We start from the raw sequence: 24325 nt of genomic DNA, 5'->3' as shown, positions 1-24325 counted from the left end.
TCCGGCATGGGTGCACCCGCTGCACCAGGAATGCTTGCCTGGTGAAGCGGGAAGTCGCCTCGGGTGACGGGGCGCCCGGCGATTCGTCCGGCCCGGCGATTCGTCCGGCCCGGCGCTGGCCGGCAGGTCAGCCGCGCAGCACCCGGCCGGCCCGCTCGCCGGTGAACGCGCCGTCCTCGACGACGACCCGGCCGTCCAGCAGGACGGTGCGGATGCCCTCGGTGGGCAGGTCCGGCTGGACGTAGCTGCCGGTGTGCCCGATCGTGGCGGGGTCGAACACCGTCACGTCGGCGTGGGCGCCGGGCAGCAGGACGCCTCGACCGGCCAGCCCGAACTGCCGCGCGATCAGCGACGACGCCTTCCGGATCGCCTCTTCCCACGTCAGCACCCGCTGTTCGCGGACGTAGGTGCCGAACAGCCGCGGGAAACAGCCGTAGGTGCGCGGATGCTGCAGGCCGAGCGGCGGGCCGTTGTCCGAGCCGATACCGACCAGCGGACTGCTCATGATGGCGCGAACGTCCGGCTCGGCCATCATCTCCAGGACGATCATGGCTCCGGGGTCGGCGATGAGCAGCTCGCACAGGGTGTCGAAGGGGTCGGCGTCGCCGGCGGCCTGCGCCAGGTCGGCGACGGTGCGGCCCACGTGCGACGAGTCGCGGTGCGAGGTGATCAGGATCTTCGCCGGCTCGGTGCTGGCCCACATGCCGTCGGCGGGCCGCCCCTGGTCGGCCAGCGCGCGCAGCCGGGCCCGGCCGGCCGGATCGGCCAGCCTGGCCACCATCGCCTGCGCGCCCCCGGCCACGGCCTCGTTGGGCAGCAGTGCCAGCATCACCGTCCCGCCGGCCAGGTACGGGTACTGGTCGCCCATGACGTCGACGCCGGACAGCCGGGCCTGCTCGATGCGGTCCAGCAGCACCGTGCCCTTGCCGTGCGCGGCCGTGCCGGCGGCCTTGCAGTGCGAGATCTGCAGCCGGATGCCGCCCGCCCTGGCGATCGCGACCGCTTCGTCGACGGCGTCCTCGACGTAGCGTCCTTCGTCGCGCATGTGGGTGGCGTACGTCCGGCCGTACGCGCCGGCGACCCGGGCGAGCTCGGTCAGCTCGTCCAGGCCGGCGAAGCATCCGGGCGGGTAGATCAGGCCGGTGGAGAAACCGACCGCCCCGGCCTCGAACGCCTCCGCGGCCAGCCGGCGCATCTCGTCGATCGCGCCCGCACGCAGCTCGTCCCCGGCACCGTTGGCGGTCAGCCGGAGGGTGTGGTGGCCGACGAGGTACGCCAGATGGTTGGTGGGTCCGCTCGCCTCGACCAGGTCGAGGAACGCGGCGAACGACCCGGCCTGGACGTCGGCTCCCGCTGCGAGCTCGGCGTACATGTCCCGGACCACGGCCGCGGATTCGTCGGTGAGCGGCGCGAAGCTGAAACCGCAGTTGCCGGCGACCTCGGTGGTGACGCCCTGCAGCAGTTTGAACGGCTGCGGCTCGTCCATCAACGGGACCATGTCGCTGTGCGAGTGGGCGTCGACGAAGCCCGGCGCGACGTAGAGGCCGTCGCAGTCGACGACGCGGGCGTGGACGGGAGCCTCGGAGCCGGTGGGGAGGATCTCGCGGACGAGTCCGTCGTCGACGACGACGTCGGCGACCACCCCGGGTGAGCCGAGCCCGTCGAACACGGTGCCACCGCGCAGCAGCAGGAGTTCAGAAGTCACGCGCTCAGCGTGTCAGGCGCTCGGCCGGCGGGTCTGCGGCCGGTCGTACCAAGTTGGCACCGATGTTTGGGTCGCTGCCACAGCCCTCTCGTGATCATGTTCGCTGACGGTCGTCAGGTGACCACGAGGGAACATGATCAAGGGGAGGCGTCAGGCGGTCTTCTCGCGACGTTCCCGCTTACGGGGACCCTCGCGCGGCACCAGCGTGGGCAACACGTTCTGGTTGACCACCTCACGCGTGATCACCACCCGCGCCACATCCTCCCGCGACGGCACCTCATACATCGAATGCAACAACACCTCTTCCAGGATCGCCCGCAACCCCCGCGCCCCGGTCCCCCGCAACAACGCCAGATCAGCGACCGCCTCCACCGCATCATCGGTGAACTCAAGATCAACATGATCCAACTCGAACATCCGCATGTACTGCTTGATCAACGCATTCCGCGGCTCCGACAAAATCCGGATCAACGCCGCCCGATCCAACGGCGACACCGTCGTGATCACCGGCAACCGACCGATGAACTCCGGGATCAACCCGAACTTCAACAAATCCTCCGGCATCACATCACCATACGGATTCGACGCATCCCGCTCCGCCTTACTACGGATCTCCGCCCCGAACCCCAACCCACGCTTACCCACCCGCTGCTGGATCAGATCATCCAACCCCGCGAACGCCCCACCCACGATGAACAACACATTCGTCGTATCGATCTGGATGAACTCCTGATGCGGATGCTTCCGACCACCCTGCGGCGGCACCGACGCCGTCGTCCCCTCCAGGATCTTCAACAACGCCTGCTGCACACCCTCACCCGACACATCCCGGGTGATCGACGGATTCTCCGACTTCCGCGCGATCTTGTCGACCTCGTCGATGTAAATGATCCCCGTCTCGGCCTTCTTCACGTCATAGTCAGCCGCCTGGATCAACTTCAACAAGATGTTCTCGACATCCTCACCCACATACCCCGCCTCCGTCAGCGCCGTGGCATCCGCGATCGCGAACGGCACGTTCAACATCTTCGCCAACGTCTGCGCCAAATACGTCTTCCCACACCCCGTCGGACCGATCAACAGAATGTTCGACTTCGACAGCTCGACGGCGTCGTCACGGGTGTGCCCGCGCGCCGCGCCGGACTGGCGGGCCTGGACGCGCTTGTAGTGGTTGTAGACGGCGACCGACAAGGCCTTCTTGGCCACGTCCTGGCCGATCACGTACTCCTCGAGGAACTCGTAGATCTCGCGCGGCTTCGGCAGCTCGGACAGGCCGCCGGGTTCAGCCGTCTCGCTGAGCTCTTCCTCGATGATCTCGTTGCACAGGTCGATGCACTCGTCGCAGATGTAGACACCGGGGCCTGCGATGAGCTTCTTGACCTGTTTCTGGCTCTTGCCACAGAACGAGCATTTGAGCAGGTGGTCAGCGTCGCCGATGCGTGCCACGCGGTACGTCCTTCCGTCTTCTGGTGCGATCTCGGCCTCGGGGCCGAGGATCCGCGGGCCGGGCCGGTGTAGCGCGGACCCACTCGCGAATCGACGTCGTGCGTATCGCCGGCCCTTGCGAGCCCTGCGTGCCTTCGACGGTACAACGTCGCGCCGACAATCGGGCACCCCCGGGCCGGATCGGTCTCGGCGCGTCGCGGGCCGCAGAACGCGCGCTGCGAGAACGCGACGGCCACGGGGGCGCGAACCCGCCGCCCGTGGCCGTCGTGTGCATCGTTCCCGGTCCTCTAGCCGACCAGGCTGGCCTTGCGCGAGGCCGTGAAGTTGTCGACGAGGCCGTAGTCGATGGCCTCCTGCGTGGTCAGGATCTTGTCGCGCTCGATGTCCTGACGCACCTGGTCGACGCTCTTGCCGGAGTGGTCGGCGAGCATCTTCTCCAGCAGCGCGCGCATCCGCAGGATCTCGTTCGCCTGGATCTCGATGTCACTGGCCTGGCCGTACGTGCCCTCGGTGTACGGCTGGTGGATCAGGATGCGAGCATTCGGGACGGCGAGCCGCTTGCCCGGCGCACCTGCCGCCAGCAGCACCGCCGCCGCGGACGCCGCCTGCCCCATGCACACCGTCCGGACGTCCGGCTTGATGAACTGCATGGTGTCGTAGATGGTGGTCATGGCCGTGAACGAGCCGCCGGGCGAGTTGATGTAGATCTCGATGTCGCGGTCGGGCTCCATCGACTCCAGGCAGATCAGCTGCGCCATGACAGCGTTGGCGACATCGTCGGTGATGGGCGTGCCGAGGAAGATGATGCGCTCCTCGAACAGCTTCCCGTACGGGTCGATGCGCCGGTAACCGTAGGAGGTGCGCTCCTCCCACTGCGGGATGTAGTAGTTCATCGCGGGGTCTCCTCTATCGGGTGTTCGCTCGGTGTCGTAGGGCCGGCGACGGCGTGCAGGTCAGGCCGTGCCGCCGCCCTGGGAGACCTGCGAGGCGCTCTCGACCACGTGGTCGACGAAGCCGTACTCGAGCGCCTCCTGCGGCGTGAAGTAGCGGTCGCGGTCGGAGTCGGCCTCGATACGCTCCACCGGCTGCCCGGTGTGGTGCGCGATCAGCTCGGCCATCTCCTTCTTGGTGCGCAGCATCGCCTCGGCCTGAATGCGGATGTCGCTGGCCGAGCCGCCCATGCCGCCGGACGGCTGGTGCATGAGGATGCGCGCGTGCGGCAGCGCGTACCGCTTGCCCGGAGCCCCCGCCGTCAGCAGGAACTGGCCCATGGAGGCCGCGAAGCCCATCGCCACCGTGACGACGTCGGGCTTGACGTACTGCATGGTGTCGTAGATGGCCATGCCGGCCGAGACCGAGCCGCCGGGCGAGTTGATGTACAGGTTGATGTCGCGGGCGGGGTCCTCAGCCGCGAGCAGCAGCAGCTGCGCGCAGATGGCGTTCGCGTTCTCGTCGCGGACCTCCGAACCGAGGAAGATGATCCGCTCTCGCAGCAGCCGGCTGTAGACGTTGTCGTCCAGACCCATCGACGTGCCGGGCGTCGGGGTGTGGGCCTGAACGAGGTGCGGGCCCGACGTCTCGGGGCGTGTGCTCACCGTGATCTCCTTGACTTGCTCGGACTGGTCGTCGAGACCGTTCGTGTCGTCGTGGTGCCAATGACAGTAACCAAGAAGGCCCCGCCGCCCATCCGCCGCATGGCCGGTGTTCGCTCACGGCGTGTTGGACGGCTGGAAGTGTCGTCGTCACCTGGAACGATGGTCGACATGAAACAGATCAGGTGACCGCCGCGGCTGCGTTGGGCCACGATGTCGGTCACCTGATCCAGGATGTTTCGAAGGGCGGACGTCACGCCTTGGCGTCGTCGTCCCCGTTCTCGCCGGCGTCGGCGGTGCCGGACTCGGCGTCGCCGGCGTCGGTCTCAGGCTGCGCCGACTCGTCGATCTCGGCGAACTCGAAGGAGTCGCCGATCGGCGCGGCCGCGCCGTCCTCGCCCTCACCGGGCTCGGCCAGCGTGCCGTCCTCGCGCAGCCGGTTCAGCTCGACGTCGTTGCCGGACGCGTCCTTGACCTTGGACTTCTCGACCACCAGGGCCAGCGCCTTACCGCGGGCGACGTCGGCGACGACGGCGGGCAGGTTGCCCTGGTCGACCAGCTGCTGGGCGAGCTGGTTGGGGTCGATGCGCGACGACATGGCCTGCTGGATGATGTACGAGCTGAGCTCGTCCTGCGAGACCTCGACGTTCTCGGCCTTGACCAGGTCGTCCAGCACGAACTGCGACACGAGGCTGCGGCGCAGCTGTTGCTCGAACTCCGAACGGTGGTCGTCGTCGCCGTGGCCGTCGGCGAAGTGGCTCTCGACCTGCGACTCGACCAGTTCCTCCGGCACCGGGACCTCGCCGGCCTTCTCCAGCAGCAGGTCGAGCACCTTGTCGCGAGCCGCCATGGCCTGGTCGATGCGCTTGCGGTTCAGCGCCTGCTCGCGCACGTCGGCGCGCAGCTCGTCCAGCGTGTCGAACTCGCTGGCCAGCTGGGCGAACTCGTCGTCCAGCTCGGGCAGCTGCTGCTCCTTGACGGCAGTAACGCTGACCTCGCAGTCGACCTCTTCGCCGTCGTGCGTGCCCACCAGCGTCGTCTTGAACGTCGCCGACTCGCCCGCGGACAGCCCGGTGACGGCCTCGTCCAGGCCGTCGATCATGCCGCCCTTGCCGATCTGGTACGACACGCCGGTGGCCTGACCGCCCTCGACCGGCTCGCCGTCCTTCGTGGCGTTCAGGTCGATCTGGACGAAGTCGCCGTCCGCCGCCGGCCGGTCGGCCGTCACCAGCGTGCCGAACCGTTCCCGCAGCGCGTCCAGCCGCTCGTTGACGTCGTCGTCGGTGACCTCGACGTCGTCGACCTGGACCTCCAGGCCCTCCCACTCGGGCAGGGTGATCTTCGGCTTGACGGTGACCTCGGCGGTAAACTTGAGGTCCTCGCCGTCACCGAACTGCGGCTGGTCGATCTCGGGCTGCGCCAGCGGCGTCAGCTCGTTCTCCCGGATGGCGTCGCGGTAGATCTGCGGAATCGCCTCGTTGATGGCCTCCTCCAGCACCACCGGGCGGCCGATCCGCTGGTCGATGACCATCGGTGGGACCTTGCCCTTGCGGAAGCCCGGCACCGTGACCTGTGCGGCGATCCGCTGGTAGGCGGACTGGATGTTCGACTCAAGCTCGGCGAAGGGAACCTCGACCGCGAGCCGGACCCTAGTCGGGTTGAGGGTCTCGACGACGCTCTTCACGCTGACGTGTCTCCTGTGCTGGATGGTTTGGGGCACGTTCACCGTGGCGAGCCGGACTCGCCACGGTCAAACGCGGGCTGGTCGGGGCGACAGGACTCGAACCTGCGATCTCCTGCTCCCAAAGCAGGCGCGCTAGCCACTACGCTACGCCCCGGGTGCCGGGACAAGTCTAGGCCAGAAGACAGGGTACTCTGATCCACCGGGGTACACGTCCCCGACGCGGGTGTAGCTCAATGGCAGAGCCCCAGCCTTCCAAGCTGGTCATGCGGGTTCGATTCCCGTCACCCGCTCCATCCCCGCCGGCGCGACGGCGGCGGGCACCAGGAACCCTCGCGCCCGGATCGCTGTGCCGCCGACGTCCCGGCCATGGCGGGCGCTTTGGTGGGGTTATGGCGCCACCAAACCACCCGCCATCGAAGCTCCGCCGCGAAATGGTCGATTGTTGGCCGCTGCCGAGGACGACGATGTGTGTGTGCCGCGGAGTGGTTGAGGGATCTGGGCGGCTATGACGACCCAGATCCCTCAACCATCGGCGTGATACCAGGCGCTGGCCCCGCGTCGAGCCGTCAGCTGAACGCCGTCCACCAGCTGGGGGTGTCGAGGAGACGCTGCGCCCATGCGTACTGCGGGCCGCGCAGCGTGGTCAGCTCGGCACGGCTGGCCGGGCCGACGTGGGCGAGGGTCGCGGAGGAACGTCAGCGGCGTGCGGAGGATCGCGTAGGGAAGGGCAGCACGTTCGGACGCGCTGAGTGGGTCCGTAAGCGCGGCGTCGTAGCGGTCGACGAGGGCGCGGAGCGTGGCGATGCGGTCGGGCGAGGTGTCGTCGCGGCCCAGGTGTTCGTTGACGAAGAACAGGGTGAGCGCCAGGTCGTCGACGCGGGGACGTTCGCCGCGGAAGTCCAGGGCGAGCAGCAGGGTGAGCTGGTCGCCGGCGAGTCGGACGTTGCCGGCCCAGAAGTCGCCGTGGACCAACTGACGGGGGAGATCGAAACGACGGCGCGCCGACGCGAGACTCGTGGCCAGCCGCTCGGCGGCCACGACATACGCAGCTTCCTCGGCGAACAGGACCCAGGCCCGGATCGCCGCGATTGCGGGGCCGAGCACCGCATCGGCCTCGACCTGGTTCACCATCGGCGGGTGGGCGGCTGCCGGTGGGGACGGTGCGGTGCGGAGGGCGTCGTGGAGCCGGGCGAGCCACGGCAGGCCGGCCCCGATCGCGGGCCAGGTGGTCATGGGCGTGCCGCGGGGCTCGGCGTACTGCTCGACCTCCACGAGCCGGCTGTGCAGCCGAGCCATGCCCTCGCCCGCCCGAGTAGGCACCGTCCGGGGAATCGGCCACCCTCGGCGGCGGGGATGATCACGCACCGCCTGTACCGCCACCAGCCGGTCCGTCCCGACCCACTCGGGCGCGACCCGGACGACCATGGCGCCCTGCCGGGTGGAGACCTGGAGGTTCAGGTTGTAGTTGCCGCCGAGATCACGCACCAGCGTGACCTCGGTCAGTGGGTACTCCCGGCGGACGAAGTCCAGCCACTCCCTGGACGCTGTCGCTCGTGGCCCACTCACGGCGTCATCGTCGAAGCCGGGCAACCCCCGGGGGTGATCTTCGACACAGGGCGATGACGTCTAGGGTCGGGGCCGGTCAGTACGAGCAACCACAGACGAAGGAGTACCGCACGATGCCGGCATCCCGTAACACGGAGACCGTCCACCGCTACCTCGACGGGTTCCGTCGCACCGACCACGCTCAAATCCTCAGCTGCCTGACCGACGACATCATTTGGACGGTATTCGGCGCCTTCCGCCTCGAGGGCAAGGCCGCCTACGACGCCGCCATCGAGGGCCCGGGATTCGCCGGCGATCCGGAGCTGGAGGTCGTCCGCATGGTCGAGGAGGGCGACACCGTCATGGCCGAGCTGATCGGGCGGGTGCCGCAGCAGGACGGGTCGGTCCAGCGACTGTCCATGGCGGAGGTGTTCGTCATGCGCGACGGGCTCATCTGCGAGCGGCGTGCCTGGGTGATCCCGCTGAACGAGGACGAGGTCCGCTGAACCGCGCCGGGCCGGACGGCGACGACCGCCGCCCGGCCCGGTTCGGCTCAGCCGATGGGTGTGCCGTCTCGGCCGATGTCGATGACGGTCTCGTCGTCGTAGGTCCGGCGTTCGGTCCTGGTGACGCTCAGGTCGTCGTCGAGGACGGGGAAGAGGTGCACCGGCGTGAGCGTGACGCGCGCGCTCCGCTCGTCGTCGCCGCGGACCCGCTCCACGTTGATCTCCAGATGGCCGTAGTGCTTGCCGCCGTCGACCAGGTGCGGAACGCCGTCTGCCGACGTCCACCGTTCCGGTGCGTCCAGGTCGGCGGTCCACCGGCTGAACGGGTTGTAACCGAGCGGGGCGCTGTCGAACGAGGCCCCCTCGCGGCGGACCCCGCGCAGGCCGTCACCGGCCACGCCGACGTCGTAGTAGTGGACTCCGACGCCGTCGCCGTCGGAGTCCACGAAGCTGCGCTCGAGCATCTCGCTGTGCCCGGAGAGCACGGCGGCGACACCGTACTGCTCGAACAGCGGGTGGTACACCCGCATGGGCGTGCCGCCCTGCCCCGAGGTGAGCTCGTGGTTCATGGGCAGTCCGTGCTCGCCCGAGCTGTAGGGGGCATGGTGGAACTGGACGAGGACGACCCGGCCGTCGGCGCGGGCGTCGATGAGTTCCTGCTCGACCCAGTCCCATTGCTCGCTGCCGTGACCGAAGTCGGACAGGTCGGTGCCGCCAGCACTTTCGTATTCGGCGCGGGTGAAGTTCGACTGCGTGTCGGTGCCCGGCCCGGTGTACTCGCGCCCGGTCAGCTTGTCCTCGGGCGCGTACTGCGCGGGACTGTCGTCGGGCTCCCCGTTGTTGCTGTCCAGCGTCAGGATGGTGACCGGCCCGTAGTCGATCCGGTAGTAGTTGTCCCGGTACTGCGGCGTTCCGTTGTCCGGCCCATCGAAATAGGCGTGGAACTTCGCCCGGGACCGCACCACCGGCGTCCGGTCGTCGGGCGTCCCGTACCCGCCGTTGACGGCCCCGAAGCTCTCCCAGTTCCCGAGTGCGGGGAGGATCGGCACCGACGTGAGAAGGTCGCCGCTGTCCCCCGCGGTGTGCCGGAAGAACTCGTCCCACCCCGGCTGGTAGCCGCCGCCCTGGACGAGGTCGCCGGCGAACAGGACGGCATCGGGCGAGCGCTGCTCGACGGCGGCGAGGTTGCGGCGCAGGCCCTCGTCCTCGGTGAGCGGGTAACGCAGCACCCGGGAGCCGGACAGGGTGGTGGTGCCGTGGACCTGGTCCCACGCCGACCCCACGTCGGCCGACGGCCTGGCCTCGCCGCCGTCGGCAACAGTTCCGGGCGCCCACTCGCGCTTCTGCACCCGGCCCAGCGGCTCCGTCTCCGAGTCCGACATGGCGACCAGCCGGACATGCCGCCAGTCGTCGGCGGTGGGGGCGGTCTCGAAGCGGCCCTCGAACGTCGAGTCGCCCTGCCGCACGGTGTACCGATAGCGGTGGCCGGGCCGTAGCCCGTCGATCAGCTCGGTGTGCTTGTAGTTGTCCGGGCCCAGCAGCCAGCTGCCCTGTTCCAGGCCGGGGATCAGCTGGGAGCGCTCGGCGTCGGTGTAGGCGAGCTCGGGCCGCAACTCTCCCGCGACCTCGTAGGTGAGGCTCCCCCGGATACCGGGTCCGCGGACGGTCAGCAGCCCGGGTTCGCCGTCCTCGGTGAACCATGTGACCCGGATCCCCGAGGCGCTGGGGCTCTGCAGGTACGGCAGGACCCGGAACTCCTCCCGCGACCCGTCCGACCCGGCAGACCCGGAGGACCCGGTGGCCGGTGCCGCCATCCCCAGCGGTAGGACGAGCACCGCCACGCTCGCGGCCAGCAGCCTTCTCCTCGTGCGACTCATCTCGGCTCCTCAGTGCCTCAGCGTCACGTCGCCGACGACGATACGGTGATCGGAGAACGGTGTGGAGATCACCCAGCCGGAATCTGGGCCGACTTCGAAGTGCCGGGTGTCTACGAAGATGTAGTCGATCTTCCGGTTGCTCTGGTAGGGCCGGTCGCAGTCGTCGGTGTCATCACGGTCTCTCCGGTGCATCCGACCGTCCTGCCCGCGGACAACAGCGACGTCAGCGCCGACCTCAACGGGGGGATCCGACGGGCCCTGGCCGCTCCTGGACGCTGGGTCGTCGCCGCGACCGGCGCCGCCGGCAACATCAGTACCCGGCACACCCCGCCTGGTGTTCGAACAGGGCCGGCGCATCGCGCATGACCTCGCAAGCCGCGGACACGGTGAGCCGTACGACGTCGAGATCCAGGCGGTCGGACTCGGCGGCATCACGCTCGTCGCCATACCCGCAGAGCTGTTCCTCGAGCTCGGGGAATCGATCCGCGGCGCGGCCGGACCGGATGTCGTCGTTCTCGGTTACACCAACGGATACCTCGGCTATCTGCCCGCGGCGCAGACGCCGCCGACGTACGAGACCCTCGTCAGCCCGGTGCAGTTGAAGCGGTGAGAAAGTGGCCCGACGCCGCCGTGAAGGTAGCTGCGTCCGTCGCACAGGAATGGAGTGAACGTGATCGAGTCTGAGTACGCCACCCGCGCCGCCGGCATGGTGGACCGTGTTCTCACCACGCAGCTGCCTGCGATCCAGGAGGCCGCCTCGTTGGTGGCAGAGGCGATCGCCGCCGGCGGCATCCTGCAGGCGTTCGGCACCGGGCACTCGCGGATCGTCACGCTGGAGCTCGCCGGGCGCGCCGGCGGCCTGGCGCCCGTCGGTATGCTCGCCGTCAAGGACCTGGTGATGTTCGGAGGCGAGGATCCCGCCTCGATCCTCGACCCGACGTACGAGCGCGAGTCCGGCCTGGCCGGACGAATACACGCACTGGCCGAGATCAGCCCCGCCGACATGTTCCTCATCGTGTCGAACTCCGGGCTCAACGCCGCTGTCGTCGAAATGGCCCAACTCGTCCGCGAACGCGGCCACCGCCTTGTCGCCATCACGTCGCTCGCGCACACGCGATCCGTCCACGCGCGCCACAGCACTGGCCCCCACCTGGCCGACCTGGCCGACGTGGTGATCGACAACTGCGCGACGCCCGGAGACGCCGACATCGAGATCACGCCTGGCGTGCGCGTCGGCGCGGTGTCGTCGTTCACCGGAGTCCTCGTGGCCCAGGTACTCACCGAGCTGACCTGTCGCCGGCTACTCGCCATGGGGCACGACGTGCCCGTGTTCATCTCGGCAAATCTGGCGGCGGGCGACGCCCACAATCGCACCCTGCACGAGCGCTACGGCGGGCGGGTCCGGCCGATCGAGCCATAGGCTGTCGCGCACTTAGAGTGTCCGGCGTGGCGGGGTACACGCGGATCGCGACGCAAGCGGGGCACTCGGAGCGGGACAACGAGGACTTCGCCGGCGTCACCGAGTTCACGGCGGTGGTGGTCGACGGGGCCGGGAAACCGCCGGGCACGGCGACGGGGTGCGGGCACGGTGTCGCCTGGTTCAGCCACACGCTCGGTGCGGCGTTCATCGACCGGCTCTCCGATCCGTCGTCACCCATGACGCAAGCCCTCGCGGACGCCATCGACCACGTCGCTGGGCGCCATGGGTCATCCTGCGACCTGGCGCATCCGGATACTCCGTCGGCGACGGTGACAGCGGTGCGGGAGCGCGACGACCACCTCGAATGGCTCGTGCTGGCGGACTCGCCGCTGATCATCGACCTGGACGGCGGCCAACGGGTCGTCTACGACGACCGGCTCGACCGCGTGCACGCCCGCCACCCCGGCGAGCCCTACGGCACGTATCGCAACCGCGACGGCGGCTTCTGGGTGGCCAGCGTCGACCCCCGGGCCGCCGACCAGGCACTCACCGGCCGAGTCTCTCGCTCGCAGGTCCGCGCCGTCGCGCTGTTGACCGATGGAGCGAGCCGGCCGGCCGACCGGTTCGGGCTGCTCGCGTGGTCCGAGTTGCTGGAGGTCGTGGCGACGCACGGGCCGGACGAACTCATCCGGCGGGTCCGCTCAGCCGAGGGCTGCGACCCCCACGGCCGGCGCTGGCCCCGTACGAAGGCCCACGACGACGCCACCGTCGTCTACCGCCGCTACGGCGCCCGGCCGCCCGCCCAGCCAGTGTCCGGCCGGGCCGCCGACCAGGCGACCTGACGACACCGGTCACGCCCGCGGCTGCCGGCGCAGAAACGCCTCGACGGCGTCCGCGACCTCGCGCCAGTGGGTCATCGCCAAGGAATGGTCGGCGCCGGCGATCGTCACGTCGCCCGCGCCTGGGAACCAGCCGAGGAGCTGCTCACGGACCTCGGCGAACCATGGTCCGCTCCGCTGGCCGCCGACGTGGAGCACAGGGCAGCGGATGCGAGCGGCGTCGGCGGGGCCGAAGGACCAAGCCAGCACGGCAGGGAGGTCGGTGTCGAAGAAGGTGGCGGCGTCGCGCTCCATCTGGGCGATCGCACCTGGCACGTATCGCTCGACGTCGGACCGCCACTCCGAGCCGATGACGAGGCTCAGGAACTCGTCGAGCGCCGCGGCGGCGCCGTGCTCGCGGCGGATGCGGATCAGGCGGTCGTTGGCGGCGCGGAAGTCAGGTCCGCTGGGTACGTGCACCGGCGGCGGTTCGAGCAGTACGAGGCTGCGGACGCGATGCGGTGCGCCGGCCGCCACCTGCAGCGCGACCGCGGCGCTGTAGGAGACGCCTACGACGTGCGCCCGTTCGATTCCCAGGGCCGTGAGCAGCCGGCGGCAGTCGGCGGCGGCGCGGACGATCGAGCCCGGGCCGGCGTCCGGGCTCGACCTGCCGTAGCCGCGGCGGTGATAGAGGACGGTCCGGTACCCCTCGCGCAGCGCTGTCGCCAGCGGCCGCAACTCATCGGCCGTCAGCGCCGTCTGGACGAGGACCACCGGCTCCCCGGCGCCCTCGTCGGACACGTCCAGTTCCGCGTCGCCCACGCTCACCAGCCGCACCGCAGCCACCCCCGTCGCCACGACAACGCTCGGCCGATCGCCCTCACACCACCAGGATTCTGCCCGCTCCACCATGCCCACATGCATGGTGCGGCGTGCGATCCCATGCCGGACGTGATCATTTCCGGTCGGCGGCACGTTGACATGCAGCCGGACGGTTGCCTATCGTGGGCAGCAGAAAGGCAGCCATGAGGCTGCGCATCCGGCGAAGGGAGGCAGCCACGCGATGGACGAGGTCTTCAAGGCGCTGGCCGATCCGAGCCGCCGCGCCCTGCTGGACAGCCTGAACGCGCGTAACGGGCAGACCCTGCGGGAGCTGTGCGCTGGGCTGGACATGGCCCGGCAGTCGGTCAGCAAGCACCTCGCCGTCCTGGAGGATGCGCGCCTCGTCACCACCCGCAAACACGGCCGCGAGAAGCACCACTTCCTCAACGCCGAACCGATCAACGCCATCGCCGACCGCTGGATCAGCCGATACCACCGCGGACACGCCCAGGCCCTGGCCGATCTCAAGACAGCTCTGGAGTCCCCTGCCATGACCGACACCGCGTTCGTTTACACCACCTACATCAAGACGACCCCCGAGGAGCTCTGGCGAGCCCTCACCGACCCGGCGTTCACCCGCCGCTACTGGGGTCTCGCGCTGGAAACCGACTGGACTCCCGGCGCGCCCATGACCTGGAACCACGGCAGCGTCCAGATCGCCGACCCGGAGCAGGTGGTGCTGGCCGCCGAGCCGCCTAACCGGCTCTCCTACACGTGGCACACGTTCACGTCGGAGTTCGCCGCCGTGCACGGCCTGGACCCGGACGAGGTCGCTGCCTGGGCCCGCGAGCAGCGGTCCAAGGTCACGTTCGTCATCGAGCCGCACGGCGACGACACGGTCAAGCTCACCGTCACACACGACGACTTCCCGCCCGGCAGCGCGGTTCGCGACGCCGTCAGCGGCGGCTGGCCGGAGCTCGTCGCGAGCCTGAAGACGCTACTCGAGACCGGTGAGCCGCTTCCCTCCCCCGCGTGACGCCGACGTGCTTGTCCGACGCCGCGCCGACGGGGATGATGTGCGGCGATGATGAGCACAACGGGCACCGCCACACCGCACGTCCGCATCGTCCAGTTGGGCGCCGGGACATTGCGCGCACTGGCCGACGGCGACCTCGTCACGGCCAACCTCGACTCGCCGGTCGCATTGACGCCGTACTTCGCCGGGCCCCACTGGCGCAGCGTGTGGCGCATGCGCAGCGAGCAGGTGGTCGCCGACCCCGCCAGCGCCGGCTGGATCACCGGCGTGGTCTGGGACGACGACCACGGGCTCGCCGCCGGCCGGGCCGGCTTCCACGGCCCGCCGGACGACGCCGGAATGGTCGAGGTCGGGTACGCGATCGACCCGGCGCACCGGCGACGAGGCTATGCCCGGGCCGCGCTGGAGCTGATGCTCGACCGGGCCGGGCAGGACCCGCACGTGAACACCGTCCGGGCGACCGTCGGGCCGGGAAATCTCGCCTCGCGCAACCTGGTGCTGCAGTACGGCTTCGTCGAGGTCGGCGAGCAGTGGGACGACGAGGACGGGATCGAGATCATCTACGAGGTCCCAGCGGTCGCCGCCCCATGATCATCGGCGATCGGCACCGCCATGGCGGGGTGGATCGCCGATGATCATGGGAGGTCCTTCACCAGGATCGTGCAGAGGCGGTCGTCGTCGGGGTTAGCGGTGACGCTGGTCCCGAACGCGAACCCGAGGCGCGCGCTGTCGCGGCGGCCCGGCTGCTCCAGCCAGACGCCGAGTCCCTCGGGTTCGCGCCGGTGCAGCTCGTGCCCGTCGATGGTGCGCACCCGCTGCTCGACCTCGCCGGTGTGCCAGTTGACGCGGGTGAGGTGCGCGTTGCCCTGGCCCTCCGGCGGGTTGGCGCCGCTGTAGATCTGGCCGTCGTACAGGTAGAGGTACCTGCCGTACGTGGCGTAGCCCTGGAAGACCGGGCCGCCGCTGAGGACGGCCGGCTGCGGCACGTCGGCCAGCGGGGTGTAGGAGGGCCGGTCGACGCGGACGTCGTCGAGGGCGAACAGCGCATACCGGAACCCGCCGTCGCGCCGGTAGCGCATCGCCAGGGTCCGGTAGCCGGGGTCGACGTTGCAGGTGGTGCGGTCCACACCGGGTAGCAGCTCGCGCCGCTGCAGGCCGGTGGTGCGGTCGGCATCGATGACGGCGCCGTCCTCGAACGGGAACCGCAGCAGGCGGGTGCCCCAGCCGCTGGCTCCCTCCGTGACCGAGTCGACCTCCGTCCACAGATGCACGGAGCGGCCGGTGCGTTCGACCCCGATGGCCACGCCGTGCCCGAACCGCTTGAGATACATGTGCCCGAGCAGGTTGCCGGCCAGATCCAGCTTCGACATGGTGAGGTCGCCGCGGGCCGCGCGCCGGGCGTACTCCTCGTCGCCGGATTCGTCGCCGGGCAGGACGGTGCCACCCTGGGTGATCTGGACGACGTAGACGTGCCCGCCGACGCTGTCGACGGCGAAGGACTGCATGATGGTCCGCTGGTCGTGCAGCCCGGCATTGACGAACAGCTCGTCATGGGGCGACGTCAGGTCGAACGACGGCGAGCGCTTCGGCAGCTGTCGCACGCCACCGCCCGCGGTCGGACGAGCCGGCGCCGCCGCGGCGTGCCCCACGAGCGCGCCGCCCAGCGCCGTACCCGCCGCCGCGGCGCTCCCGGCGCGCAGCAGTCCGCGCCGGGTCAGGAAGTGATCAGCCATGACAACCCTCCACATCGAGTCGGCCCATGATCATCAACGGTTGGAAGCGCCATGACACCGCCAACCGTTGATGATCATGGGGAGAGCAGCTGCGCCATCAGACCGGGGTGATCGGTGGTGAAGCCGTCGACGCCCAGCGCGGCGGCGTCCTGGAACTGCTCGGCCGTGTTGACCGGCCAGACGCCGACCTCCAGTCCGCGACTTTGCGCGTCCGCCACCAGCTCCTTCGTGGTGCCGGACCAGCCGAACAGCACCCGCGACGCGCCGAGTTCGAGCGCCCGGTCGACCAGGTCCGCGGAGCCGGTGGACGAGATCAGCCCCACCGGCGCGGACGGGAACCGGGCGACCAGCTCCGCCACCACCTCCTGGTGGAAGCAGCACGGCGAGATGCGCTCCAGGTCGTCCGGACGCGTCGCCAGCAGGTCTACGAGCGGTTCGATCGCGGCCGGCGCCTTGATCTCCACCTGCAGCTTCACATCGGTGCCGTCCAGCACCTCCTCGAACGACGGCACCGGCTCACCGCCGGCGTCCAGGGCCCGTAGCTCCTCCAGCGTCAGCGCCGCGACCTCGCCGGTGCCCGAGGTCGTGCGGTCCACGGTCGCGTCGTGCATGACGACGAGCCGGCCGTCCGCGGACAGCCGCAGGTCCAGCTCCAGCTCGTCCGCACCCTGCGCGGCCGCCAGCCGGAACGAAGCGAGCGTGTTCTCGGGCAGCTCCGCCGGAGCGCCGCGATGGGCACACACGATCATCCGAAGTACTCCTCGTAGGCGGGCCTGATGTCCTCCGCGCCCTGCCGCAGCTGTTCGGCGACCTCGCTGAAGACGGCCTGGACGTCCTCGCCGCCGTCGCTGTAGATGCGCTGCAGGCCGGAGATGATGGTGCTGGTGCCGTTGGGCAGGTAGGAGCGGATCGCGTCGCTGCCCTTCGCTTCGGGAAGCTGTTCGACGGCGACGTTGAAGTTGGGGTCCTCGGCCAGGGTCTGTGCCAGCTCCGGCACGTCCATGGACGCCTTGACTATGGGCAGGTAGCCGGTGGCCAGCGTCCACTCGGCGGCGTTCTCCGGCTGTCCGAGGAACTTCAGCAGCTGGAACGCGGCGTCCTTGCGCTCCTGGCTGGCGCCCTTGAGCAGCGAGAATCCCATACCGCCGGTCGGCACGCCGCTGGCGACCTCGCGCGGCAGGAACGCGGTGCCCACCTCGAACTGCGCCGCCTCGTAGATGCCGCGCAGCCCGCCGGTGGACGTGATGGTGGTGGCCACCACACCGGTGCCGAAGTCGGTGCCGGCGCTCTGCGCCAGGTATCCGTAGCCGTCGGAGAAGATGTAGCTCTGGTGCCAGGAGCCGGCGTCGACGGCGCCGCCCTGGTCGATGGTGACGTCCAGGCCCTCGGAGAGGGTTCCGCCGAACTGCCACGTCGCGGCCATGAACTGCCAGTCGTCGTCGCCGGTGAACGCGTGCGCCTTGAGCGCCTGGCCCTGGGACGTGAGCTGGACGATCTCGGCGGACCACTCGCGCAGCTCCGTCCACGTCCCCGGACCCCGGTCCGGCAGGCCGAGCTGCGCGAACACGTCGCGGTTGTAGTAGAACAGCGGCGTGCTGCGGCCGAAGGAGAGCCAGTAGAGCTCGTCGCCGACCAGTCCTTCGTCGTACAGCGCCTCGAGGTAGTTGTCGCGGTTGAACTCGTCGTCGAAGTAGTCGTTCAGCGGTTCGAGAGCATCGTTGAGCAGGAACCGGCCCCAGAAGGTGTCGGCGAGCATCATGACGTCCGGCACGGCACCGGCGCGGATCGCCGCGGTGAGCTTCGGTGCCGACTCGTGGTACGGGCCCTGGAACTGCACCTCGGCGTAGATGTCCTCCTGCGACTGGTTGAACTTCTCGACCAGTGCCGCGAGCGCTTCGCCGTTGACCCCGCCCATGGCGCTCCACATGGCGACGTTGGTTCGTCCGGCGTACTGGTCCGGTGGGCTGACGTCGACCTGTCCGAGGTCGCCGCCCTCGCTGCCGCCGCTCTCGCCGTCGCCGGAACCGGAGTCGTCGGTCACGCCGCCGGCGCAGGCGCCGATCAGCGGGACGGCGACGCCTGCGGCCGCGGCCATCCTGAGGAAGTCACGCCGTCCGGGCCGGGAGGTTTCGCGGCTGCGGATGAGTGCCGGGATGTGTCGCATGGTCGTGGAGGTCCTTTCGTGCGGACGGTGCGGCCTTCAGCCCTTGACGGCTCCGCCGGTCAGCCCACGGGCGATCTGCCGCTGGGCGAAGAGGAAGAGGATGAGCATCGGGAGGGCGACCATCACCGTGCCGGCCATGATCGCGCCCCAGTTGGCGTAGCCCTCGGTGGTGCGCAAGTAGAGCAGGCCGATGGGCAGGGTGCGCATCTCGACGGTGTTGGTGACGATCAGCGGCCAGATGAAGTCGTTCCACATGTCGACGACGGCGATGATGCCGACGGTCACCAGCATCGGTTTGCACATCGGCAGCACGACCTGCCACATGATGCGCAGGTGCCCGGCACCGTCCACCCGGGCCGCCTCGACGACGTCGCCGGGCAGCGTCATCATGTACTGGCGCAGCAGGAACATGCCGAACACCGAGCCGGCGCTGGGCAGGATCAGCCCCAGGTAGGTGTTGACCCAGCCGAGGTTCGACACCGTGATGTAGTTGACGATCAACGTGACGTTGTTCGGCACCATCAGCGCGCCGAGCATGATCAGGAAGATCAGGTTCTTGTACGGGAAGCGCAGGAACACGAAGGCATAGGCCGTCAGCGTCGCGTTGAGCAGCTTGATGGCCGCGCCGCCGGCGGTGACGATCACCGAGTTCTTGAAGAAGTCACCGAACGGTGCCGCCCGCCAGGCCTCGGCGAAGTTCTCCACGTGCCAACCCGGCAGCCAGCGCGGCGGGTACTGGTAGATGTCGCCGGGCTCCTTGAGCGCGGAGGAGAACAGCCAGTACAGCGGCCCGACGAACAACAGGCCCACGGCCACCAGGCCGGCGTAGAGCAGCACTCGCTGCACGCGTACGCCGCGGTCCTCGCGTCTCACCGGCGACGCCTGCCGATCCGCGGTCATCGATAGTGCACCCTGCGCTGGACGAATGTGGTCTGCAGGCCGGTGACGACCAGCAGGATGACGAAGAGCAGCATCGCGCCGGCGGCGGCGTTGCCCGCGTCGGATGCCTGGAAGCCCTCCTGGTAGATGAACCAGGACAGCGTCGTGGTGGCGTTGCCGGGCCCGCCGCCGGTGAGGACGGCGATCATGTCGTAGGCCTGGAAGGTGCCGATGATCGAGACCACCATGACGAAGAACGTCACCGGCGACAGCAGCGGCAGGGTGATGCGCCGGAAGATGGTCCACGCTCCGGCGCCGTCGAGTTTCGCGGCCTCGTACAGTTCCTCCGGCATGTTCTGCAGCCCGGCGAGATAGACGATGGCGATGAACCCGACGCCCTTCCACAGGTACGCGATGATCAGCGCGTACATGGCCCAGTCGGCGTCGTTGACCCAACGTGGCGACTCCGCGCCGAACGGTTCGAAGACCACGCGGGTCAGGCCGTAGGCGGGGTCGAAGATGAACAGCCAGAGGGTGGCGACGGCGGCACCGCTGACGATGTGCGGCGCGAACGCGGCGGTGCGCACGATGCCCCGGCCGCGCAGCTTCTGGTTGAGCAGCACCGCGAGCGCGAGCCCCATCACCACGCTGCCGATCACGATGGCGGCGGTGAAGAACAGGGTGTTGAGCAGGACGTCGTGGAAGCCCGGGCTGGTCAGCAGATTCTCGTAGTTCTGGAGGCCCACGTAGCGCGGGGCACCGGAGATCATGTTCCAGCGGGTGAGGCTCAGCCACGCGTTGTAGATGACCGGCCAGTAGTCGAACGTGCCGATGATGGCCAGGTTGGGCGCGATGAGCACCAGGAAGAGCAGGTACTCCTTGCGGTTGCGGCGCCAGTTGTGGCTGCGCCGCCGCGACCGGCGGCGCGGCGTCGGCCCATCGGCGCCCCGTCCGCCGGCGCCCTGGCCGCCGTCCCGCGACGCCGCGGGATCCGGTGGCCGGACGACCGCGGAGCCTGTCTGCGATGCCACGCGAACGCCTCCCGCCGTGCCCCGTACTCGGTTGTGGTGCGAGAGACCGTAACAGACTTAACACAAAGAACGATAGACTTAACTTGCACGTGGAGATGAACGGCGAGTGTCCGGGTCGCGACCTAGCGGGCGAGCCGCAGCCGGCCAGGCTCAGCCGGCCACCGTCACCGTCGTCTGTTCCCGCAGGTCAGCCACGAGACCATCGGGCGTGCCGGCATTGACCACCAGGTGGTGGAAGTCCGACGTCGGCGCGAGCCGGTGCAGGGCTGTGCGGTTGAGCTTGGTGGGGTCCATGAGAAGAATCCGCCGGTGCCCCGCCGCCATCATGGCTCGCTTCACCGTGACGATGTCCGTCTCCTGGTGATAGGTGGTGGTGGCCGTCATCGCCGACGTGCTGAGGAAGACGATGTCGACGGTGAGCGCGCCGACCGCCTCGATGGTGCTCATGCCCAGGAAGGCGTCGTGGGTGGAGTTGTAGTCGCCCCCGACGCCGATGAGGTGGATGTCGGGCATGCTCCGCAGTAGCTGCATGATCGGCAGGTAGTTCGTGACGACGGTGAGCGGCCCGAAGTCCAGGTCACCCAGCCGGCGGGCCAGGAAGAGATTCGTCGTCGAGGTGTCGAGCATGATGGACATGCCCGGCTCCAGCAACTGCAATGCGGCCGTGGCCAGCGCCTCCTTCTCCGCCACCTGCACGGTGGAGCGGTATTCGGAGCTGCTCTCGAACACCGTGGACGGCTGTGCGGACACCCCGCCGTGGAACTTGCGCACGACACCGCGCCGGGCCAGTTCGTCAAGGTCGCGGTGGACCGTCATGATGCTCGCGCCGGTCAGCTCGGTGAGCTCGGCGACCGTGGCGGTCCCGTGCGCCATGACATGGGCGACGATCACCTGCTGGCGCGTCTCGCGGGCCTGCGTCCGGCGAGACGGCGGCTGGCTGCGCGTCGCGGGCGTCATGCTCCCAGTCTGACGGAGCACCGGCGGCCGGGCGGCTCGGCACGCGGAGCCGCTCACTCGGTTCGCCACGAGTTGTGAGCGTGTTCCACCACTAGATCAGATAGGTTTAACGAATCTTTCTGTTAACTATGCGATATCGTGCGGGCAAGTCCTGGGCGATCGATCACGACGGGGTGCACATGGAGCCGCAGCCGGCAGAGGTCACGTGGGTCGGCGTCGACATCGGCACCCAGAGCGTCCGGGTGATGGTGGTCGACGACACCGGCCGCGTGCTGGCCCTGGGCTCCCAGCCGCTGGACAGCCACCGGCGCAGCGCCAACGGGCGGCAGCACGAGCAGGACCCGCACCAGTGGTGGGACGCGGTGGGCGCGGCATCCCGGGCTGCCTTCGCGACGCTGCCCGGGGGCCGCCCTGGTGCCGCAGTCGGCGCCGTCGCCATCTGCAGCACGTCCGGAACGGTCCTGCTCACCGACGACCGCGGCGCCCCGCTCACGCCGGCGCTCATGTACGACGACGCCCGCGCGGTCGACGAGCTGGACCGCATCAACCGGCACGTCGGGGCCGCCGTCCAGTTGTCCTGGGCCCTGCCGAAGATCGACTGGCTGTTCCGGCACCACACCCGCACCGGCCCAGCGCCGCGCTACGTCGCGCACAGCGCCGACGTCGTCGCGGCCGGCCTGGTCGGGCACCGGGTCCACACCGACTCCAGCCACGCCCTCAAGTCCGGCTACGACGTCGTCTCCGGCCGCTGGGACGCCACCCTGCTCGACGCCGCCGGCGTCGAGCCGGCCACCATGCCCGACGTCGTCCGGCCCGGCACCGAACTGGGCACGCTCACCGCCGAGGCGGCGGAGCACACCGGCATCCCGGCCGGAACCCCGGTGGTGGCCGGCATGACCGACGGATGCGCGGCGCAGATCGCCGCCGGCGCGCTGGCGCCCGGGTCGTGGAACAGCGTCCTCGGCACCACGCTGGTGCTCAAGGGCGTCTCGGCCAATCTCATCGACGATCCCGACGGCGCCGTCTACAGCCACCTGCACCCGGACGGCGGCTGGCTACCGGGCGGCGCGTCGAACGTGGGCGCCGGCGCGGTCGCCGCGGAGTTCGCCACCGACGACCTCGACGCACTCAACGCCGCGGCCACCGCGTTCGAACCGGCCGCCGCGGTCACCTACCCGCTCACGGCACGCGGCGAACGGTTCCCGTTCGTGCGGCCCGACGCGGTCGGCTTCCAGCTCGGCGAGGTCAGCGGCCCGGCCGAACGGTATGCGGCGCTGCTGCAGGGGGTCGCGTTCGTCGAGCGGTTGTGCTTCGAGCACTTGGCCGCCATCGGTGCCGACGTCGACGGCGGCATCAGCGTCACCGGCGGCGCCACCCGCAACGCCTACTGGAACCAGCTGCGCGCCGACGTCCTGGGCCGGCCGCTGGTCCTGCCGGCCACACCGGAGCCGGCCTTCGGGATGACCGTGCTGGCCTCGGCCCGCGACGCGCGGGTCACCGACCGGGCCGCACGTATGGTGGGCCGGCGCGACGTCGTCCAGCCCCGCCCGGACGCCCACGAACGGCTGTCCACCAAGTACGACGAGCTCACCGCCGAGCTGGTCCGCCGCGGCTACCTCACCGCCGCCTCGCTCACCGGGAGCCGCCCGTGACCCCGTCCGCCACCCCACCCACCCTGGTCACGCTGGCCCGGCACGGGCGCACCCCGTGGCACGAGGGCAACCGCTACACCGGCTCCAGCGACATCGGCATCGACGACGTCGGCCGGCGGCAGGCGGCGGCTCTGGCCGATTGGGCCGTGCGTGCTCGCCCGGACGCGCTGTACGCCTCGGACCTGCAGCGTTCCCGCGAGACCGCCGGCGCGGTCGCGGCCGCGACCGGCCTGACTGTGGCCGTCGACGCCCGGCTGCGCGAGCTGGACTTCGGTGCCGCCGAGGGGAAGATGCTCTCCGAGCTGCGCGCCGTCGAACCCGAGACCGTGGAGCGGTTCCTGCGCGATCCGGTCGAGCACCACCTACCCGGCGGCGAGCACCCGGAGGCCGGCGCCGACCGGGCCGAGAAGGCGCTGCGCGAGATCGCCGCCCGGCACCCCGGTCAGCACGTCCTCGTCGTCGGACACAACACGATGATCCGGCTGGTGCTGTGCCGGCTGGTCGGCATCCCGTTGCGGGCGTACCGCACCGCCCTGCGCGGCCCGGAGCCGACCGCCACCACCGCGCTGACCTTCGCCGCCGACGGCACCGTGACGCTGGAGTACTACAACCGGCCGGGCGGCAGCCATGGTTGAGCGGCCGACCTCACGGCACGACCGGCAGGAGCACATCGCCGACCATGTCCTGCGAGAGGGCTCGGTGTCGGCCAGTCAGCTCGCCGAGCTGTTCGGCGTCAGCCTGATGACGGTCCACCGCGACCTGGACGAGCTGGAACGCCAAGGCGTGGTGCGCAAGTTCCGCGGCGGCGTGAGCGCTCAGCCGTCCAGCGTGTTCGAGAGCAACGTCGCCTACCGGCTGCGTACCGCGAAGGCGGAGAAGACGGCCATCGCGCACTACGCGCGGACCATGATCGAGCCCGGCATGGCGGTCATGCTCGACGACTCGACGACGACGCTCGAGGTGGCCGGTCTGCTGCCGGAGGTCACCCCGCTCACGATCATCACGAACTTCCTGCGGGTGGTCAACGAGGCCAGCCGGCAGCCCGGGGTGCGGCTGATCGCTCTCGGCGGCGAGTACTACCCCACCCACGACTCCTTCCTGGGCGTGCCGTGCATGGAGGCCATCGAGTCGCTGCGCGCGGACGTGCTGTTCACCTCCACGTCGGCGGCGTCGGCCGGGCACGCCTACCACCAGGAGCAGGAGATCGTGCTGGTCAAGCGCGCGATGATGCGCTCGGCCAACCGCAAGGTGCTGCTGATGGACCACACCAAACTGGGCGGCACCGCGCTGCATCAGCTCGCGCCGCTGTCCGACTTCGACGATGTCGTCGTGGACGCCGGCGCGTCCGCGGACGTCGTCCGGGCGATGCGGGAGCGACGGGTGAACGTGCACGTCGCGCCGCTCGGCACCGACAGACCCGACACCGACTGACCCGACACCGGCAGGCCCGTACCGCTC

General features: G+C 69.8%; 24 protein-coding genes and 2 tRNA genes. 10 read left to right on the top strand and 16 right to left on the bottom strand.

The window, feature by feature from the left end:
• Nucleotides 1-127: 127 nt before the first annotated feature.
• The 6 genes from JIAGA_RS0116135 to JIAGA_RS0116110 all read right to left on the bottom strand — a co-directional run bounded on the left by JIAGA_RS0116135 (nt 128) and on the right by JIAGA_RS0116110 (nt 6581).
• A complete protein-coding gene (locus JIAGA_RS0116135) occupies nt 128-1705 on the bottom strand; it encodes an N-acyl-D-amino-acid deacylase family protein (protein WP_026876471.1) in 1578 nt (525 codons plus the stop codon).
• A 150-nt stretch (nt 1706-1855) separates the two neighbouring features.
• The gene (clpX, locus tag JIAGA_RS0116130) at nt 1856-3151 is read right to left on the bottom strand and encodes an ATP-dependent Clp protease ATP-binding subunit ClpX (protein WP_026876470.1); all 1296 of its coding nucleotides are present in this window, start codon (nt 3149-3151) and stop codon (nt 1856-1858) included.
• 287 nt (nt 3152-3438) lie between these two features.
• A complete protein-coding gene (locus tag JIAGA_RS0116125) occupies nt 3439-4044 on the bottom strand; it encodes an ATP-dependent Clp protease proteolytic subunit (RefSeq protein ID WP_026876469.1) in 606 nt (201 codons plus the stop codon).
• 60 nt (nt 4045-4104) lie between these two features.
• Complete coding sequence (locus JIAGA_RS0116120) at nt 4105-4677, bottom strand: ATP-dependent Clp protease proteolytic subunit (RefSeq protein WP_051426670.1); 573 nt, start codon at nt 4675-4677, stop codon at nt 4105-4107.
• A gap of 319 nt (nt 4678-4996) precedes the next feature.
• Nucleotides 4997-6427: a trigger factor gene (gene tig, locus JIAGA_RS0116115; protein ID WP_026876467.1), complete on the bottom strand. Its 1431-nt coding sequence runs from the start codon at nt 6425-6427 to the stop codon at nt 4997-4999.
• 78 nt (nt 6428-6505) lie between these two features.
• A tRNA-Pro gene (locus tag JIAGA_RS0116110) sits at nt 6506-6581 on the bottom strand.
• 65 nt (nt 6582-6646) lie between these two features.
• Here JIAGA_RS0116110 and JIAGA_RS0116105 point away from each other — a divergent pair.
• Nucleotides 6647-6720 (top strand) — tRNA-Gly (locus JIAGA_RS0116105).
• Between the two features lie 229 nt (nt 6721-6949).
• On the opposite strand, the gene JIAGA_RS0116100 is transcribed toward JIAGA_RS0116105, so the two are convergent.
• The gene (locus JIAGA_RS0116100; protein WP_169738875.1) at nt 6950-7993 is read right to left on the bottom strand and encodes a phosphotransferase enzyme family protein; all 1044 of its coding nucleotides are present in this window, start codon (nt 7991-7993) and stop codon (nt 6950-6952) included.
• A 113-nt stretch (nt 7994-8106) separates the two neighbouring features.
• On the opposite strand from JIAGA_RS0116100, the gene JIAGA_RS30190 reads away from it, so the two are divergent.
• Complete coding sequence (locus JIAGA_RS30190) at nt 8107-8478, top strand: nuclear transport factor 2 family protein (RefSeq protein WP_035812601.1); 372 nt, start codon at nt 8107-8109, stop codon at nt 8476-8478.
• Nucleotides 8479-8525: 47 nt separating this feature from the next.
• Here JIAGA_RS30190 and JIAGA_RS30185 read toward each other — a convergent pair whose 3' ends face one another.
• Together JIAGA_RS30185 and JIAGA_RS0116085 are read right to left on the bottom strand one after the other, a co-directional pair.
• Complete coding sequence (locus JIAGA_RS30185; protein ID WP_051426170.1) at nt 8526-10355, bottom strand: metallophosphoesterase; 1830 nt, start codon at nt 10353-10355, stop codon at nt 8526-8528.
• Nucleotides 10356-10364: 9 nt separating this feature from the next.
• The gene (locus JIAGA_RS0116085; RefSeq protein ID WP_026876465.1) at nt 10365-10547 is read right to left on the bottom strand and encodes a hypothetical protein; all 183 of its coding nucleotides are present in this window, start codon (nt 10545-10547) and stop codon (nt 10365-10367) included.
• A gap of 142 nt (nt 10548-10689) precedes the next feature.
• Here JIAGA_RS0116085 and JIAGA_RS0116080 point away from each other — a divergent pair, with 142 nt between their 5' ends.
• From JIAGA_RS0116080 to JIAGA_RS30180, 3 genes are read left to right on the top strand one after another with little or no spacing between them, the layout of a single operon-like run.
• On the top strand, nt 10690-10965 hold the full coding sequence (locus tag JIAGA_RS0116080; RefSeq protein WP_026876464.1) for a hypothetical protein: 276 nt from the start codon (nt 10690-10692) through the stop codon (nt 10963-10965).
• Between the two features lie 60 nt (nt 10966-11025).
• Entirely contained in the window at nt 11026-11775 is a 750-nt protein-coding gene (locus JIAGA_RS0116075; RefSeq protein ID WP_211239689.1) for a sugar isomerase domain-containing protein, read from the top strand.
• Nucleotides 11776-11801: 26 nt separating this feature from the next.
• Complete coding sequence (locus tag JIAGA_RS30180) at nt 11802-12617, top strand: protein phosphatase 2C domain-containing protein (protein ID WP_211239688.1); 816 nt, start codon at nt 11802-11804, stop codon at nt 12615-12617.
• Between the two features lie 9 nt (nt 12618-12626).
• Here JIAGA_RS30180 and JIAGA_RS30175 read toward each other — a convergent pair whose 3' ends face one another.
• Nucleotides 12627-13421, bottom strand: a complete 795-nt coding sequence (locus tag JIAGA_RS30175) for an alpha/beta fold hydrolase (RefSeq protein WP_211239687.1) — start codon at nt 13419-13421, stop codon at nt 12627-12629.
• A 235-nt stretch (nt 13422-13656) separates the two neighbouring features.
• Between JIAGA_RS30175 and JIAGA_RS0116060 the strand changes: the two genes are divergently transcribed.
• Both JIAGA_RS0116060 and JIAGA_RS0116055 read left to right on the top strand, forming a co-directional pair.
• Complete coding sequence (locus tag JIAGA_RS0116060; RefSeq protein ID WP_026876462.1) at nt 13657-14451, top strand: ArsR/SmtB family transcription factor; 795 nt, start codon at nt 13657-13659, stop codon at nt 14449-14451.
• 48 nt (nt 14452-14499) lie between these two features.
• On the top strand, nt 14500-15042 hold the full coding sequence (locus tag JIAGA_RS0116055; protein ID WP_211239686.1) for a GNAT family N-acetyltransferase: 543 nt from the start codon (nt 14500-14502) through the stop codon (nt 15040-15042).
• A gap of 44 nt (nt 15043-15086) precedes the next feature.
• On the opposite strand, the gene JIAGA_RS30170 is transcribed toward JIAGA_RS0116055, so the two are convergent.
• The 6 genes from JIAGA_RS30170 to JIAGA_RS0116025 all read right to left on the bottom strand — a co-directional run bounded on the left by JIAGA_RS30170 (nt 15087) and on the right by JIAGA_RS0116025 (nt 21215).
• A complete protein-coding gene (locus tag JIAGA_RS30170; protein WP_051426168.1) occupies nt 15087-16184 on the bottom strand; it encodes a phage baseplate protein in 1098 nt (365 codons plus the stop codon).
• A 74-nt stretch (nt 16185-16258) separates the two neighbouring features.
• Nucleotides 16259-16933, bottom strand: a complete 675-nt coding sequence (locus tag JIAGA_RS0116045; RefSeq protein WP_051426167.1) for a glycerophosphodiester phosphodiesterase — start codon at nt 16931-16933, stop codon at nt 16259-16261.
• Nucleotides 16930-18348: an ABC transporter substrate-binding protein gene (locus JIAGA_RS0116040; protein WP_051426166.1), complete on the bottom strand. Its 1419-nt coding sequence runs from the start codon at nt 18346-18348 to the stop codon at nt 16930-16932. The genes JIAGA_RS0116045 and JIAGA_RS0116040 overlap by 4 nt, the downstream gene beginning before the upstream one ends.
• A 36-nt stretch (nt 18349-18384) precedes the next feature.
• Entirely contained in the window at nt 18385-19248 is an 864-nt protein-coding gene (locus tag JIAGA_RS0116035; RefSeq protein WP_051426165.1) for a carbohydrate ABC transporter permease, read from the bottom strand.
• Nucleotides 19245-20258: a carbohydrate ABC transporter permease gene (locus tag JIAGA_RS30165; RefSeq protein ID WP_084469722.1), complete on the bottom strand. Its 1014-nt coding sequence runs from the start codon at nt 20256-20258 to the stop codon at nt 19245-19247. Before JIAGA_RS30165 ends, JIAGA_RS0116035 begins: the two co-directional genes overlap by 4 nt.
• Nucleotides 20259-20408: 150 nt before the next feature.
• On the bottom strand, nt 20409-21215 hold the full coding sequence (locus tag JIAGA_RS0116025) for a DeoR/GlpR family DNA-binding transcription regulator (protein ID WP_026876457.1): 807 nt from the start codon (nt 21213-21215) through the stop codon (nt 20409-20411).
• Nucleotides 21216-21343: 128 nt separating this feature from the next.
• Between JIAGA_RS0116025 and JIAGA_RS0116020 the strand changes: the two genes are divergently transcribed.
• From JIAGA_RS0116020 to JIAGA_RS0116010, 3 genes are read left to right on the top strand one after another with little or no spacing between them, the layout of a single operon-like run.
• Nucleotides 21344-22867 carry an FGGY-family carbohydrate kinase gene (locus JIAGA_RS0116020; protein WP_211239685.1) on the top strand — a complete coding sequence of 508 codons (1524 nt, stop codon included), beginning with the start codon at nt 21344-21346 and terminating at the stop codon, nt 22865-22867.
• A complete protein-coding gene (locus tag JIAGA_RS0116015; protein WP_051426164.1) occupies nt 22864-23502 on the top strand; it encodes a histidine phosphatase family protein in 639 nt (212 codons plus the stop codon). Before JIAGA_RS0116020 ends, JIAGA_RS0116015 begins: the two co-directional genes overlap by 4 nt.
• Nucleotides 23495-24298: a DeoR/GlpR family DNA-binding transcription regulator gene (locus JIAGA_RS0116010; protein ID WP_026876454.1), complete on the top strand. Its 804-nt coding sequence runs from the start codon at nt 23495-23497 to the stop codon at nt 24296-24298. The genes JIAGA_RS0116015 and JIAGA_RS0116010 overlap by 8 nt, the downstream gene beginning before the upstream one ends.
• The last annotated feature ends 27 nt before the right edge of the window (nt 24299-24325 follow it).

It is taken from the genome of Jiangella gansuensis DSM 44835 (assembly GCF_000515395.1).
In the GTDB taxonomy this organism is placed as follows: domain Bacteria; phylum Actinomycetota; class Actinomycetes; order Jiangellales; family Jiangellaceae; genus Jiangella; species Jiangella gansuensis.
The sequence above is the reverse complement of the archived record's forward strand: the minus strand, read 5'-3'. Positions and strand labels throughout refer to the sequence as shown.

Coding starts and splice junctions, on each gene's coding strand:
- JIAGA_RS0116060 (WP_026876462.1), top strand. CDS start 13,657: ATGGACGAGGTCTTCAAGGCGCTGGCCGATCCGAGCCGCCGCGCCCTG.
- JIAGA_RS0116035 (WP_051426165.1), bottom strand. CDS start 19,248: ATGACCGCGGATCGGCAGGCGTCGCCGGTGAGACGCGAGGACCGCGGC.
- JIAGA_RS0116120 (WP_051426670.1), bottom strand. CDS start 4,677: ATGGGTCTGGACGACAACGTCTACAGCCGGCTGCTGCGAGAGCGGATC.
- JIAGA_RS30185 (WP_051426170.1), bottom strand. CDS start 10,355: ATGAGTCGCACGAGGAGAAGGCTGCTGGCCGCGAGCGTGGCGGTGCTC.
- JIAGA_RS0116040 (WP_051426166.1), bottom strand. CDS start 18,348: ATGCGACACATCCCGGCACTCATCCGCAGCCGCGAAACCTCCCGGCCC.
- JIAGA_RS0116055 (WP_211239686.1), top strand. CDS start 14,500: ATGATGAGCACAACGGGCACCGCCACACCGCACGTCCGCATCGTCCAG.
- JIAGA_RS0116125 (WP_026876469.1), bottom strand. CDS start 4,044: ATGAACTACTACATCCCGCAGTGGGAGGAGCGCACCTCCTACGGTTAC.
- JIAGA_RS30170 (WP_051426168.1), bottom strand. CDS start 16,184: ATGGCTGATCACTTCCTGACCCGGCGCGGACTGCTGCGCGCCGGGAGC.
- JIAGA_RS0116010 (WP_026876454.1), top strand. CDS start 23,495: ATGGTTGAGCGGCCGACCTCACGGCACGACCGGCAGGAGCACATCGCC.
- JIAGA_RS0116020 (WP_211239685.1), top strand. CDS start 21,344: ATGCGATATCGTGCGGGCAAGTCCTGGGCGATCGATCACGACGGGGTG.
- JIAGA_RS0116025 (WP_026876457.1), bottom strand. CDS start 21,215: ATGACGCCCGCGACGCGCAGCCAGCCGCCGTCTCGCCGGACGCAGGCC.
- JIAGA_RS0116045 (WP_051426167.1), bottom strand. CDS start 16,933: ATGATCGTGTGTGCCCATCGCGGCGCTCCGGCGGAGCTGCCCGAGAAC.
- JIAGA_RS30190 (WP_035812601.1), top strand. CDS start 8,107: ATGCCGGCATCCCGTAACACGGAGACCGTCCACCGCTACCTCGACGGG.
- JIAGA_RS0116085 (WP_026876465.1), bottom strand. CDS start 10,547: ATGCACCGGAGAGACCGTGATGACACCGACGACTGCGACCGGCCCTAC.